14 protein-coding genes and 2 pseudogenes are annotated in these 14,585 nt (G+C 31.9%); 3 read left to right on the top strand and 13 right to left on the bottom strand.

Features of this window, described 5'->3' with window-relative positions; translation table 11 throughout:
- Positions 1 to 222: 222 nt before the first annotated feature.
- The 3 genes and pseudogenes from HGI79_RS02490 to HGI79_RS02480 form a co-directional block, all read right to left on the bottom strand.
- On the bottom strand, positions 223 to 630 hold the full coding sequence (locus HGI79_RS02490; RefSeq protein WP_185649136.1) for a hypothetical protein: 408 nt from the start codon (positions 628 to 630) through the stop codon (positions 223 to 225).
- Between the two features lie 201 nt (positions 631 to 831).
- Positions 832 to 1,062, bottom strand: a pseudogene (gene tnpA / locus HGI79_RS02485) (IS200/IS605 family transposase); the annotation flags it as partial.
- Positions 1,058 to 2,128, bottom strand: a complete 1,071-nt coding sequence (locus tag HGI79_RS02480; RefSeq protein WP_185649135.1) for a flavodoxin family protein — start codon at positions 2,126 to 2,128, stop codon at positions 1,058 to 1,060. The pseudogene tnpA and the gene HGI79_RS02480, both read right to left, overlap by 5 nt.
- 107 nt (positions 2,129 to 2,235) lie before the next feature.
- Here HGI79_RS02480 and HGI79_RS02475 point away from each other — a divergent pair, with 107 nt between their 5' ends.
- The gene (locus HGI79_RS02475) at positions 2,236 to 2,817 is read left to right on the top strand and encodes a TetR/AcrR family transcriptional regulator (RefSeq protein WP_185649134.1); all 582 of its coding nucleotides are present in this window, start codon (positions 2,236 to 2,238) and stop codon (positions 2,815 to 2,817) included.
- Positions 2,818 to 3,371: 554 nt separating this feature from the next.
- Here the strand turns inward: HGI79_RS02475 and HGI79_RS22455 are convergent.
- From HGI79_RS22455 to HGI79_RS02465, 3 genes and pseudogenes are all read right to left on the bottom strand, one after another.
- A pseudogene (locus HGI79_RS22455) lies at positions 3,372 to 4,592 on the bottom strand (transposase).
- A gap of 60 nt (positions 4,593 to 4,652) precedes the next feature.
- The gene (locus HGI79_RS22450; RefSeq protein ID WP_207725681.1) at positions 4,653 to 6,380 is read right to left on the bottom strand and encodes a DUF4158 domain-containing protein; all 1,728 of its coding nucleotides are present in this window, start codon (positions 6,378 to 6,380) and stop codon (positions 4,653 to 4,655) included.
- A gap of 27 nt (positions 6,381 to 6,407) precedes the next feature.
- The gene (locus tag HGI79_RS02465; RefSeq protein WP_185649133.1) at positions 6,408 to 6,971 is read right to left on the bottom strand and encodes a recombinase family protein; all 564 of its coding nucleotides are present in this window, start codon (positions 6,969 to 6,971) and stop codon (positions 6,408 to 6,410) included.
- A 359-nt stretch (positions 6,972 to 7,330) separates the two neighbouring features.
- Here HGI79_RS02465 and HGI79_RS02460 point away from each other — a divergent pair, with 359 nt between their 5' ends.
- Positions 7,331 to 8,293 (top strand): YafY family protein, encoded by a 963-nt coding sequence (locus tag HGI79_RS02460; RefSeq protein WP_185649132.1) that lies wholly within the window; start codon positions 7,331 to 7,333, stop codon positions 8,291 to 8,293.
- Between the two features lie 99 nt (positions 8,294 to 8,392).
- Positions 8,393 to 9,019 (top strand): type 1 glutamine amidotransferase family protein, encoded by a 627-nt coding sequence (locus HGI79_RS02455; RefSeq protein ID WP_185649163.1) that lies wholly within the window; start codon positions 8,393 to 8,395, stop codon positions 9,017 to 9,019.
- 572 nt (positions 9,020 to 9,591) lie between these two features.
- Here HGI79_RS02455 and HGI79_RS02450 read toward each other — a convergent pair.
- The 7 genes from HGI79_RS02450 to HGI79_RS02425 form a co-directional block, all read right to left on the bottom strand.
- Positions 9,592 to 9,984, bottom strand: a complete 393-nt coding sequence (locus HGI79_RS02450) for an IS1096 element passenger TnpR family protein (RefSeq protein ID WP_185649131.1) — start codon at positions 9,982 to 9,984, stop codon at positions 9,592 to 9,594.
- Positions 9,968 to 10,786: a hypothetical protein gene (locus tag HGI79_RS02445; RefSeq protein ID WP_185649130.1), complete on the bottom strand. Its 819-nt coding sequence runs from the start codon at positions 10,784 to 10,786 to the stop codon at positions 9,968 to 9,970. Before HGI79_RS02445 ends, HGI79_RS02450 begins: the two co-directional genes overlap by 17 nt.
- A gap of 50 nt (positions 10,787 to 10,836) precedes the next feature.
- Positions 10,837 to 10,938, bottom strand: a complete 102-nt coding sequence (locus tag HGI79_RS23455; protein WP_313885172.1) for a hypothetical protein — start codon at positions 10,936 to 10,938, stop codon at positions 10,837 to 10,839.
- A 77-nt stretch (positions 10,939 to 11,015) separates the two neighbouring features.
- On the bottom strand, positions 11,016 to 11,108 hold the full coding sequence (locus tag HGI79_RS23450; RefSeq protein ID WP_313885171.1) for a PD-(D/E)XK nuclease family transposase: 93 nt from the start codon (positions 11,106 to 11,108) through the stop codon (positions 11,016 to 11,018).
- A gap of 231 nt (positions 11,109 to 11,339) precedes the next feature.
- On the bottom strand, positions 11,340 to 12,215 hold the full coding sequence (locus tag HGI79_RS02435; protein ID WP_185649129.1) for a DUF4351 domain-containing protein: 876 nt from the start codon (positions 12,213 to 12,215) through the stop codon (positions 11,340 to 11,342).
- A gap of 630 nt (positions 12,216 to 12,845) precedes the next feature.
- A complete protein-coding gene (locus HGI79_RS02430) occupies positions 12,846 to 13,460 on the bottom strand; it encodes a hypothetical protein (protein WP_185649128.1) in 615 nt (204 codons plus the stop codon).
- Positions 13,444 to 14,307, bottom strand: a complete 864-nt coding sequence (locus tag HGI79_RS02425; protein WP_313885176.1) for a DUF2357 domain-containing protein — start codon at positions 14,305 to 14,307, stop codon at positions 13,444 to 13,446. Before HGI79_RS02425 ends, HGI79_RS02430 begins: the two co-directional genes overlap by 17 nt.
- Positions 14,308 to 14,585 lie beyond the last annotated feature (278 nt).

Here is a 14,585-nt window from a genome sequence, read left to right as displayed (position 1 = left end):
ATTAGTTTACTTTAGTTTTAGTTAACATAATTAAATATTTGTTAACTAAATTCCGGTAAGCATTTATAGGTTTATTTCTTATTCTTTAAGTAAGCTTTCAACTGATACTATGAATTTTAACTCTATCAGATTTTCTGCCTTAATAGCTAATCTGCTCTTTGTATTGTACACGTTAAATAACCTATAGAAAGCAGAAACTGGAAGCTCCCGCTTTCTATAGGTTCAGCCTTCATAGTAAGAGGTACACCTAGAACTTGCTATCTTGATTAATCTCATAATCTCTTGCATTACTACTCTCGGTCTTTTATTAAAATCTGGTTTTGTAAAGGCAGCAATATTATTACCTACCACAATGGTATCATCAGCCACAGTTATATCTATACCTTGAATGGAAAAGCCATTGATTTTACTGTCCTTACTAATATGATTGTCTCCTTTTGTATAAACATTAGAGTTTATTCTCCTAAGCTCTTGCCATAATCTATATTCTTCTTTAGATCTGATGCAAAGTTCTGTTACTATAATTGCATTTTTCAACAAAAATTCTGTGGTATATAATATTCTAATTACTTGATATCCTGAAACCTCTATCTTTCTCTCAAGCTCTTTCCACTGATTTACTTCTATCAAGTAATATTCTTCATCAGAATCCTTTGGAATTTCTGTAATGTCTCTTCTTTTAACTACTTTAATATTTTTAATTTCTCCATAGTACTTAATTCCAGCATGGCTTTCGAAGCTGTTCTTGGATTGTGCTTAATAAGCAACAACTTCCAGTTATTGCTACGACCTCAGAGGTCATAACAGAAACTGGAAGTTTCTGTTTGCTTACCCCTTACACCAAAATTGTCTATTTTCATACTTATATTTCAGATTTGCATGCCTATCAAATATCATAAGTGAACTTTTTCCTTTTAGATATCCCATAAACTGTGCTACACTCAATTTAGGTGGAATACTTACCAGCATGTGTATATGATCTGGACATGCATTTGCTTCTATTATTTCTACTCCCTTATATTCACATAATTTCCTGAGTATTTGTCCTATATCTACCTTAATTGCCTGATGCTTTTTTAATTGCAAGGAAAATTTCTTTTGTAATAACTGAATAACCTTGTGCTGCTGCTTTTTTCTCGACTGCCACTCTAACAAACTCCTGGAATGCTTTCGGCACAACTGATTTAAAGGTATCTTCTGCTTCCTGTTCCCATATAACATTACCAACCTCACGTTTTTGCTCAGCTGCAGGTTTTTTATCGATTATTGTTCCATCAGCTTCATAAAGCTTCAGCCTACGGACTGTTTCCTCAGCAAGATCCATACCTGTTATTATTCTTCCTCCAACATAGCGGGTGTGTTCCTGTGCTCCTTCTTTAGTAAATTTACCAGTGCTGACAACTTCATAATGATGATTAATTAAACCTTTTCTTTTCAAACCAGTTCCGCATATACCGCAGCTCACTTGTCCGTTTGATTGTAATTGAAACAAATCCCCCTTGCATTCTGGACATATTAGATAATCCTCCTCATAATGAGCAACAGGATCATACGGATTTTTACCTGCCATAGCTGAAACAAGCTTCTCCCCTATAAGGTTTGCTTCCTTCAATACTTCCGGATGATTCAATATGTCTCCTTTTAAAGCTATCCCACCATATACTTTTTGTTCTATAACATCACAATTGTTTAACTGCAGAAACAAACTTGGCAATGCTCTTTGCATTGAGTACCAGGTATGTGTTGCACCTGCTACGGAAAGTGCAACTCCCGGGCGTCTTGTTACATCATTTTCAATTCTGTCCAGGGCTCTTGCCGCTGTCCTGTCCATTAATGCCTTAATCTGTGAGGGAGCTGTCAAAATATAGCATGGTGCAGTTATTGCTATTGCATCTACTGAATCAATTTTCTCCAAAATCTTTTTCAAATCATCTTTCAAGATACATGAAAAAGTGGCATTGTTGCATTTAAAGCATCCTAAGCATTGTTTAATATCAAAATCGCCGATATTTATTTGCTCAACTTCATAACCTTTTGCTTTTATCGGCTTCATTATTTCATTGAGTAATATGGCACTATTTCCATTTCTTACTTCGCTAAAGCAGATACCTAATACTTTCTTTGACATATCGGTTCCTCCTATGATACAATTGTTTCATATCTTATAGTTATATAATAAGGCTTTTAATTCTTTAATTCAATAGATTTAAGCCATGTGAGACAGGAGGCAATGTTTTGTATCATATAAAGGAAGATAAACGCGCAAAAATTACTACTCAATTAATCTCTGAGGCTTTGACATCATTAATACTGGAAAATCAATGGGAGAAACTTACCATAACCACTCTTGTAAATAGAGCACAGGTTGGTCGTGCTACATTTTACAGGAATTTTGATTTTGTTGAGGATGTTTTGAAATTTCAGGTTGATAAAGCCATGGATGAATTATTTCATTACATATACGGTCAAATAAAGCAGCTATCAAATTTTTATGAAATGGATCTATATAATCTGTTCTTTAAATATTGGGATCAACATGATATATTGCTTAAAGTATTAATAATGAGTAATCAACGGTCTCTATTTAAAAATCAATTTAACTCTTTATATATTCAAAAGTTCTCATTTGTTCGAAACCTTCTTAATATAAAAGATTCTCATTGGTCATATTTTGTAGTTTTAAGGAGTGCAATATTATCAGATGGGTTATTTGAATGGATTCAAAAAGGAAAAAAAGAGAGTCCTGAAGAAATTAGCAAAATCCTTCTGCTCTCTTTTTCCGAATTACATTTAGTAAAACTATCTTTGCATAAGTAGATTATAATAAACAACCTATTTATGAGTTTGATTTGGAATTTTGAATACAATTAATCCCTTTGCTTATCATCGCAATTAGCCCTTCCACAGGCTATTTCAAGCCAGATTTATCGCTCTCATCTAAAATGGTCATGGCGCTCTGCTTTCATTGCTTGCCATTCCTAGCAGCAAAGGTAGTTTTCCTGATATACCGTATATTCAGTTTCCAAGGAACAAGAAGAGATTATAAAAACACCCCTTCACTTCTTAAGCCGAAAAAGTGAAGGGGTGTCCGGAAAATTTTTAAATTTTATTTATAATTTTTCTAAGTTTTTTTAAAATCTTATCTTTCTGTTCATGTAAAGTACTCTTAGGTATGCTTAAATGTAATGATAATTCTCTAATAATAAGCAATAACTTCCAGTTATTGCTACGACCTCAGAGGTCATAACAGAAATTGGAAGTTTCTGTTTGCTATTAGGGGTACGGCAACGATTCGTGTAAAAAACAGCCATAAGACAGTTATTACCAATTTTAACACGTTGCCGTTATTATCTAATGTAGTGAATTGCCATTTATGCCATGGTCAAGTATAAATTATAGTCTATATTCGGTGGCTTACGATTTAAATCTAAATTATAACGACCAAAACGATTAATATGCTGAGTAATGTAGGGGCTTAAAGCAGCTATAGTATCCTCTTCAATTTTATGACCTTCCATGACTAGCTCCTAAAGAATTTGGGTTATATGAAAAACATTATAAAAAATAATACAATTGGAAACTAGATGATTATACTTTATTATTTTTCGCTGTTCATCTCTATTATTTTCTGCAATAACTCCTTCTCCTCCAAACAACACCCATTTAGTAAAGCAATTAAATCCTTCACTTTTGTTTGTAGCTGCCTGTATTGTACTTCTTAGTTCTTCATCTCCAATATAGTTCATTAAGTATCCTGTTCTAATAGCTCTGCCTAGCTCTCTGAAAGCTTGATATAACTTGTTTTTTCTGCTATAAGTACTAAGCTTTCTTAAAAGTGTTGAAGCTGTAATTTTGCCAGCCTTAATAGACAATGCAACTCTTAACATATCAGGAAAGTGGGTTTCAATAAGATTCCAATCAATGGTATCAGAAAATAATTCATCAATATGTTCATATTTTGCATTTTTATAGGGTCTATAAAGTGTGATGTCTTTCCAGTTTCGAATACGGGGCATCAAGTTAATGCCTAGTAAATAAGACAATGCAAAAACCGGTGAATTTTGACCTTGTGTATCCGCATGGATGGTATCTGGTTGAATATCGGATTCGTTTTTTAGCATTCCATCCAGAATATATACTGCTTCCCAAACGCCACAGGGAATAAAATGACTAAATAGAGCTATGTAAGTGTCTGAAACATGGTAATATCCAATTCCACCGTATCCTCCATATCTTATGTGGTACTCAGACAATAGATTTTGTTCATACAAGTCCCATTTTGTGCCGTCTGCAGAGACTCTTTTACCAGAACCCCAAAACTTAGGCAGTGAAAAACAATTGTAGGCGTTTATAATATCTTTAATAGCCAACTCTATTTTCTCTTCTGTTATATGGCGATTATTTATCCATGCTACCTGCTTACGATTGATACCTTCTAGTGATCTAGAAGTTTGAGTAGGTCCTAAATTGCAACCGTAACAAAAGGACGTTATAAGATACCTCTCAATTGAGTTTTCAATCTTTCCATCATGGCCAGAAATGGAGCCGAAATACTTTGACCAGTTAAGCCAATATTCAGTATCGGTAATCACATCAAGAATATTGATAGGTTTTAATCGCTCTGAAATCAATGATTCAATTAATTTCAACTGTTAAGGATACTTCTTTTTTTCTGGCTTCACTAAAGTAGGGATACCTTTTTCTATTCTTAGATACTGATTAGAAGGGAAAGACTTGTCTGTTTTCTCAATGGACTCATTAAGCCAATTTTTTACGTGGTCAATAAACCCATGACTATCAACGGGAATCCCTGCTTGCTCACCATACAACCCTTTGCTTTCCTCGTATTCTTCCCAGCTTATAAGTTGATCTCTATAATCAGAGAATTTATCACTGCCTTTAACATATAAATCACCAGATTTTAAATCCCACAATATTTGTGTAAACACACATACTTCAAAATGTCTGCGGTTTATTTTGTCTGGATAAGTATTCCTATTGCTGTATCCAGTTATGAGTTTCCACCAATCATCCGATACCCATGAAAGATCTAAAAGTTGAAGTTTATTTTCAGTGGATTTTCCCTTGTTTTCAATTTTAACTGAATCCAGTAAATCTTTTCGTATATTTTCATTTGCCCGAAGAAATTTTAAAGATTGCTCTAGTGATATATCTTGATTTGTGGAATGGAGTTTAACGCTTCTAAGTAGACTAAATAAAGTTACCCTATGGCTCTTGTAATATTTCCAAAGAAACGAATAATAATTGTTACCAGCATTAGCTGTATGTGCTTCACAATCACTAAGCATCTCATCACTTTTTTCTTCAATAACAGATTGGATTGCTGCAAATCTTTCCTCGATACTTCCATCTTTTTTATAAGCTAAAATCATATCTCTCAGCGTTACTACTAATTTATCTGTGGTTTGTATATTCTTAGTCCTATATAATTCAAGTGCTTCTTTTCCTTTTCGGTGAACACTAGACATTCTTTTAATAAACATTTCAGCCAGATCATCCAATGCTTTTGCAGTTTGAACAGCCAATAATGCTACTGCAAGGGTATATCTTTTATTAGGTTCTAACGCTTTCATTTGTGCAGCATTAAGAGTCTTTGCTTCAGCTGCAAACTGTTTAACTTTAATATCTGGAATATTTGAAAGAACTTCAATTCCAACATTTTGCGACGATAACCATGTTAGATAATTGACTAAATCTTTTAGATGCATAAGTGTGGGTGTACCAGGCTCCTGCTTTAAAAAGTTCCATGAAGTATAAATATTATCTTGTTCAGATTCTAAGAGTTTATCAATTTTATTCTTGAACTCTTCGCTAAGCATATTATTAATCTGACGGTAAAAAAATCTATATACAGATACTCTTATTCTATTTGATGCTCTTATCAATGTGCTAAAAACCGGCAATTCATAATGCTGCCGTATTAATTCTTCAATAGCAACATTTATAAGATCAGAGGGTTCATCCTTTGTTCTTGCAGATGCCCCAATTGCTCTAACTAGTACATGTCTAGCCTCTGATCCATATGGTTTTATATTTAAATATTCTCTAATTACTTGAACATACCTCAATCTTGTTCCGGATTTATTATAATTCTCAATATCTCCTGAAGAAATAGTGATATTAGTTACCTTAGAAATATGTTGTATTATAGTCTGTGGGATATTTACTGGAGCTACGAAATAACCCAGTCGTTGAAAACTTTTAAGCATAATCAGAAAGCAAAGCTTTGCGTTCTCACCTCGGGCAACTTTCTTAGAAAATTTTAGTTCCTCTTGTGTTGGGGTATAGATGTCATTTAATTCTTTTTCGGAAATACTGCTTTTAAATCTTGGATATACCGTTTCATGAACTCCAGGCATAAGTAACAGCCTCCTTTGTAAAAATAATTATAAAATTTCTATTTCTTTGACTCTTCGATAAAATGTGCCACGGTTCATATTCAATTTGCTCATTGCTTCAACTGCAGTAATTTCCCCATCTTTCCAGAGCTTTATTACCTTATCCCAATCCTTAGGGTTTTCAATACTTGGTCTGCCAAATTTCTTACCCTTTAGATGTGCAGCTACAATACCTTCACGCTGACGCTGGAGAGTACTTTCTCTTTCTAGTTCAGATAGTGCTCCAAATATGGTTAAAACAAATCGTCCTTGTGGAGTTGCAGTATCGATATTCTCCTTTAAAGAAACGAGCTCCACTTTTTTGTCTTGAAGTTGCTGCACTATGGAAAGCAAGTCCCGTGTACTACGAGCAAGGCGAGATATACTTTCTATATACAGAATATCGCCTTCTCTAATGTATTCCATCATCCTTTTGAATTGTAGTCTTTCAGTATTTTTACCTGATATTTTCTCAATGAAAAGTTTTTGAATTCCTAATTCAGATAATGCTATTTCCTGTCTGTCTGTGTTTTGATCTATTGTAGATACTCGTACATAACCTATTTTTGACATAGCGTAAGTCCTCTCTTATAAAAACTTTATAGCTACAGTATACCGTACCTTTCACAAAAATACCCCCATTACTTTTGTGATATCACAAAATATAAAACACAGGCTTTTGTGACATGAAATTGTATTAACACAAAACCCCTACCTTTTGTGTTAAACTCTTTGATTAATACTAATTAATGGTATAATTTATATAAGAGTTAATTCAAGATCGTATTACATTACGAAGATATCTTAAGCTCTTAGCACAAAAATAGGAAAATAATAAGTTTAAAAATCGTAATTTAAGTGCCTGGTACTTTGCATTTCATTATTAGTAAATTATATTTAATTAAAACAAAGAGAAAAATGAGGTTTGTAATATGCCCAAAAATGATAATATGTTAGCAATTTTGTGGATGTTGAATTTAGGTGAAAAAATAACTGCAAGGCAAATATCGGAAAGGTTAGAAATACACATAAGGTCAGTTTACCGTTATATTGATGCGTTATGTGTTAGTGGGGTGCCAATAATATCGGAAGCAGGTCATAATGGGGGGTATAGTTTGCTTCACAATTTTATAAGAGCACCACTGGTTTTTGATATTGAAGAGCAAAAATCACTTCTGCATGCTGCCGTTTTTGCAAAGGAAGCAGGATATCCCTTTAGTGAGGCACTAAATAGTGCAACATCAAAGTTAAAGATGTTTTCGAATCAAGAACAAGAGAAAATACTCAATCGTCATTTAGCCGGATTTGAAGTAGTGAGCCGTATTAGTGATCCTTCTGTCAAGCCAATATTAATGGAACTTGAGGGAGCTGTGGCTAATGAATACTCTGTAGATATTGAATACTGTACATGTCATGAAGAGCATTCCAAGCATAGAGTTGTTGACCCCTATGGCATTGTTTATTGGAACAATAAATGGTATACTATCGCATTCTGCCATCTCAGGAATGAAATCCGTAGCTTTAGGGTAGAGCGAATAGTAAATATTATAAGCACCCAAATTACGTTTAAGCGCCCTAAAGTTTTTTCGGCACGTGAGTTTTTTACAAAAAACCTATTATCGAAGGGGGAAATTAAAGTAGACCTTTGTACTTTAATAATTGAGGGTAAGTCAGAAGCATTAAATGACCTATGCTTACATTGGTTTTTGGGGCATCATCTGACAGAACGGACTGAAAATAAGGCGATTTTTGTAATGGATGAAAGCTCAATCCATACCTATGTTCCCCATATTCTAATTTCTTATGGTAAAGCAATAAAGGTGCTTGAACCAAATAGTTTTAAAGCTACTATTGCAGCAGTTCTTAGGGATTTGTTGGCTCATTATCTTCACTGACCGAATTTGTCAGTGAAGATAATATATAATTGAACAAGGTGGAGATTGAAACCATCCGATGCTAAATAGTAAGAAAAAATGAAAGTGGAGGAATATAAAATGAGAAATACAGTATATCTTTATGTGTTTGATACAATGGCAGACTGGGAAATAGGTTATTTAAGTACTGAAATAAATTCGGGAAGGTACTATAAAAAGGGATTGACTCCACTAAGGGTGATAACTGTGGGAATTGATAAGACCCCTATTACTACAATGGGAGGTCTGAAGATATTGCCGGAGATTGAACTTAAGGAGTGTAGTATTGAAGAGGCTGCTGCTTTGATTCTACCTGGTGGAAATACATGGACAGAAGCAATTCATGCTCCCATTATAAGAATGGCTGAAGAGTGTTTAGAGAAAGGTATTGTTGTAGGGGCAATTTGTGGTGCTACAATAGGACTTGCAATGGCTGGACTATTGGACCAACGAGATCATACAAGCAACGACCTGGGGTATCTTAAAATGGTCTGTCCAAGCTATGTTGGAGAAAAGTACTATAAACAGGAATATGCAGTAACTGATGGAAGCTTGATTACTGCTTCTGGAATAGCTCCCCTTGAATTTACTGTGCATATATTGGAAATTTTAGATATACTTTCACCTCAAACCTTAAATTCCTGGTACAACCTTTATAAAACCCACGAGGCAAAGTATTTCTTTGAGTTGATGAATTCAATTCAATAATAGAAAGTAGAATGCTAAAAAATTATTAAATATATTGATAAGAGTATAAAGCCGTTAGAGGAATGGAATGTTCCTTTAACGGCTTTATTTCATTAAAAGTCAGCTATAAAATGTAATTCGGACCATAAAGTGGGTTGGATTATGTGCTACTTACTTTATTCTTTGATTGTACACGGTTATCAGTATTGGTTTGGCGTTTTGTTTCATCATTACTATCTGATTTTGGATTGTTTATAAATGCAGTTACAGAAGTTGAATCTCAATAATAATAAGCTGCTTATGAGTATAATTTTGAGTTAGTACGTAATATTTTACGTCATAACAGCCACAAGTTAGTAGTTCCATTTTTGCTTTATAGCTCTTATAAATGGAAAATACTGTCTTATGGCTGATTTTTACACGAATCGTTGCCGTACGCCTATTACTACATCATTATCATATTTAAAATGTGTAGAGGTATAAATCTTTATAAAGGATTTTATCTTTTCATTTATCCGATGACTACCCGCTCTAATACTCCCATCTTTTCCAAAGTTGGAGTAAAGAGCGTCTACGTCCCTGGATTCGTTCAACTAAGAATCAGGGTACTGTTCTGGCGGCTCACCCTTACTTTCTGTAATTTGTGGATTTAACAACTTAATCTCCATCTCTTCTATACTATAGACATCTACCCTAAATCTCCATTCATCACCATAATCAAAAAGATATAAGAAACTTTGCTTTTCATTTAAGTCTAATTCTCCAATTTTTACTTCATCAGCATGGGGACCTTCCTCATCATAAGGATATGTAAATTTATTATTTGACCAAGCTCTACCATCCATAAAAAAGGAATACATATGGTCATTATCAAACTCGAAAGCATCTTGAATATAATTATGTAAATCATGTAGTGTATGCATTCCATTTAGCTGTATCTTTGCCCATATATCTTTATCTATATAAACTTTAAATATATATTCCATCTTTAAATTTATTGCTGTCTCTAGGCAGTGTATTCTCTAGTTCTCCTATTTTGAATAATTTCTTAAAGGGCATATAAAACTCTTCCTTAAAATTTATCTTCCATTCACCAGACTCCCTTCTATCAGGTATATTCCATTGTTCTAGTGCTCTACTTTCACTAAGTATTTTAGTTATCTCTAACCCAATTGGACTAATTATAATCTCACTTGGGCTAAAATATCTTTCATGCTTTTCCCGTTTTTCTTCTTTATTTTCTTTAATACTCATAATACCAAAATAAGAAAAATACAATAAAATAGTACTAAAGTTTTTTAAACCACCATTTATATACATAACTTCATTTGCTTTTCCTGATGAAATATCATGTATAATTCTCGTAACTGAATATACGCTCATATGATCATAAGTTTGAAATCTTAATTTTTCAAAATTACAATCTACCCAAAATATCTCTATTAAAGCAATATATTTTTCCACGCTACTTAATTTTTTAAATGTTTCAACTCTATCTGTGGATTTTAAAACTATTTTTCCACCTTTTAGCACTTTTTCCCTAAACAGCCTACCACTTACTGATAATTTATAAAACAAATGGAGTAAGGGGTATGCTAGTTGAGTACTCTTCAGTGTAGTATTTTCCTGTTTCTTCTTCATAACTTTATTCATTTCAAATAAAAATTTGGGCGAAATAAATTTATTTATTTTCCCTATAGTAACTTCATTAGATACCAAATAATCTATAAAGTTACTAAAATCCTTCAAAAAGCTTTTCAATTTTTCATCTAAATTAAGTACTTCCATAACTTACCTTTCTTCCACAATTATAATTATATATTTCTCTTTGCCCAGTATTAAAATGCTCTTTTATCATAAAACCCCTGCTCTCCTAACTGCATCTCCACATCATGCCAATTTCCCTTTTCATTCACTGCTTTTATATCTAATATAGTCATTTTACCTTTTTTATAATTGCTATGATATATGTTTTTTTTAATTCTATATCTTTTATCTACTCATTTTCCGATAACACTTAATTTATAAATGAAATCAATATATCTTTATTTTCTGGACTTGCAAATAGTTTTTTAAATACAAAATCTACCTTAGGATTTAATCTACACATTTTCTACCACTCCTATTTTAACTACTTTAAATACGAACCAATACTTTTATATAATCTTCTAAAGTTATTTTACCTTTATACGATAAATCTATAGTTTTTAAAGTATCTTCTATGGCTATTTTTATGAAAGTAGTTTAACTTTCTAAAGTTCAACAAAAAAAACGAGTGGAACCCGATACCTTTGAGAGAGTGATCCACTCGAACTTACTATAGTATTTAATATTTTTCAACTTACTCAAAATATTGTTTTAATTCTTCAATTGAATTTATATCAAAAATATCTATCGCAATTATATCCAATGTCTCCTCTGGAAGTGATTTTATTTTTTCCTTATATTCGCTAGGTACTTTTTTAAACTTTTTTATTAGCTGCTTAATTAAAAGTTCTGCTTTTCCTTCTTCTCTACCTTCTTCTCTACCCTTTTCTATGCCTTCTTGGATTAGACTTTTGCCAAGTTCAGTCATCCTCAATCCCTCCTTTACTTTTTCTAAATCTTTTCCACTTAAAAATTTATTTGCAAAAGCATATAGTATTGATTGTACATCATACTTATAATCTTTATTTAAATCTTTTACTATTTTTATAGCATTAAGTATTTTATCTACTGTACTTGTGCTACCACCCATTATAGGAGTAAATGTCAGCGATATTATATCTTCTCTTGTAATATCCATTCCAAATCTTATCTTCTCTACAATATCATTATATATCTTATCTCCATCCTTATCAGCCATAGATATTGTATTTACCTTATATTCATTTATTCCCGTTATTAATGTGTTCCTTGGAGCTTTGATATTACCTGAATAAACTACATAAGTTAGTACATCTTTTCCTGTTTGATGACTTAATAATGATTCATAGGCTCTAAATCTTCTTAAATCTACATTTCCTCTATCAGTAGTCTGAAATTCAAAATGTATAAAGTTATCATCTTCCATTAAGAATGTATAATCCATAAACATATTTTTAGTTTCTAAAACTACTAATTCTGTAGGCCCAAGTTCTTTAACTTTTTTATCTATTCCAAAAAACTTTAGTCCTTCCTCCACAAAAAGGTCCATAGCTCTTTTCATTATTAAATCTTCATAATGTACAGGCTTCATTAGTTCACCTTCCTAATCCTATTATGTATCTTAATTTTAATTGATAAAAACAAATAGTTCAATAAAATGTTTATCTATATACGATTATGTATACAGGAATAAACCATACTAATTTTCCATTGCGGATGTCATTTCATCGTAATCTACTAAAGTTATTTTGCCTTTATTATACGAAAATCTATATATTTTAAAGTATCTCCTATTAGAATTTTATCCATCTGGAGACTAAATTTCTTTTCTTATTTTAATAATAAAGAGTAATTTTCTTTTATACATGAATAAACTATGCTATATCCCCTTTCCAACTTTTATAGGAATAGTATGGTTCATTTTTCCACATCATATACAAACATTTGTTCTTCAATCTTAACTTGTTATATGCTTATTTATGAAAAATATTTTTTGTGATATTAGTTTACTTTAGGTTTAGTTAACATAATTTACTGTTTGTTAACTAAACTCTAATAAGTATTTATATATTTTTTATTCGTGAAATAAGCCTCCAAATTTATAATGGAAGACTTTAACTATATTAGATTTTCTGACTTAATATCTGTTCTGTACTTTGTGTAGTGCACGTTAAAAAAACCTATAGAAAGCAGAAACTGGAAGTTCCTGCTTTCTATAGGTTTAGTCTTCATAGTGAGAGATACACTTAGAACTTTCTATTTTGATTAATCTCATTATCTCTTGCATTACAACTCTTGGTTTTTTATTAAAATCTGATTTTGTAAAGACAGCAATATTGTTACCTACCACAATGGTATCATCAGCCACAGTTATATCTATACCCTGAATGGAAAAACCATTGATTTTGCTATCCTTACTAATATGTTTATCTCCTTTTGTATAAACATTGGAGTTTATTCTCTTAAGATCTTGCCATAATCTGTATTCTTCTTTAGATTTGATGCAAAGTTCTGTTACTATAGCTGCATTTTTCAATAAAAATTCTGTGGTATATAATATTCTAATAACTTGATAGCCTGAAACCTCTATCTTTCTCTCAAGCTCCTTCCACTGATTTACTTCTATTATGTAATACTCTTCATCGGAATCCTTTGGAATTTCTGTAATGTCTCTTCTTTTAACTACTTTAATATTTTTAATTTCTCCATAGTACTTAATTCCAGCATGGCTTTCGAAGCTGTTCTTGGATTGTGCTAAAGCTACGTATTTAATGTTATGCTCTGCTAGATTTATGTTACTGCAAGTTGTGTGATAGAAGTTATAGATCTCTTTCAAAGGTGGAGTAAGAGGATTCATTAATAAGCTTATCTAAAAACTCTTTTATTAAACTTGTAGAGGTGGGAAGAAAGGGCAATCCGCCTATATTTACTTCTTCTATACTTTTGTAAAAATCATGGTTTCTATATTCCTCTTCATGCTTATAGGGAAATAACACAAAGGCTCCAAATATACAATTCTCATAGGAAGCATCACCTTTATTACTATAAACTATAGCATCCCTATATCTATGCATTGTATTAATATCCTCTTCCTTTGGACCTATACCTCCGTACTTGGTGCAGTATTCACTGCTGGTATCAAGCTTATACTTTGCATCAAAGATGAATTCATAGGCTTTATTGTTACCTTCTTTATAGATTTGAAGAATGTTATCAGGCTTTTGAGCAACAGTTTTTGAAGTTTTCTTAGAGTTATAAGATACCTGGAATCGTTCCTTTGTTATAGGGTTTTCATATTGTAAAGTTGAGGAAACACCCTTTTTTAATAAAAGAGATATTCCGTTTCTATTAATTTTCATAAAATCTGCAGTGATAAGCTTATACTTCTCCATAAGTAAGGAGTTGATCTTAATAAAACACCAATATTCATAAAGCAAGGATAACTCTTTCATAGAAAGGGATAAAATATTGTTATTAATACTTAATCCCTTCTGCAGCATTAAATAGTATTTATATATTTCTTTATAGCCACTGCCCATGGTAAATACTAAGGAAATATCAGTATTTCTATGATCTATACTCACAACATTTAGAAAGGATGTATTTAGCCTTTTAGTAATTTCCCTTTCCATAGACTTTAATTTATTTACTACATCATTATCATATTTAAAAGGTGCAGAGATATAAGTCTTTATAAAAGATTTTATCCTTTATATCAATAACAACTTAGTAATTAGTATATTCCTTGAAATAGATATACTGATTTATATCTTCTATTTCATCTACATCATTTAAAATGATAGTTAAGGATTTCTCACTTCCATAACCTACTGATGAGCTGTTTCCTTTTATAGTGAAGTATATATACTCGGTATCTATAAACAGTAATTCATCTTTATAATGATAAATGTACCTGAAACTTTATAGGAATTTATAATAAAGATTGAAACATCTTTATTAT

This window comes from Clostridium sp. DJ247, assembly GCF_014231265.1.
Note: the sequence above shows the minus strand (reverse complement) of the source record. Positions and strands in the feature narration are given on the sequence as shown.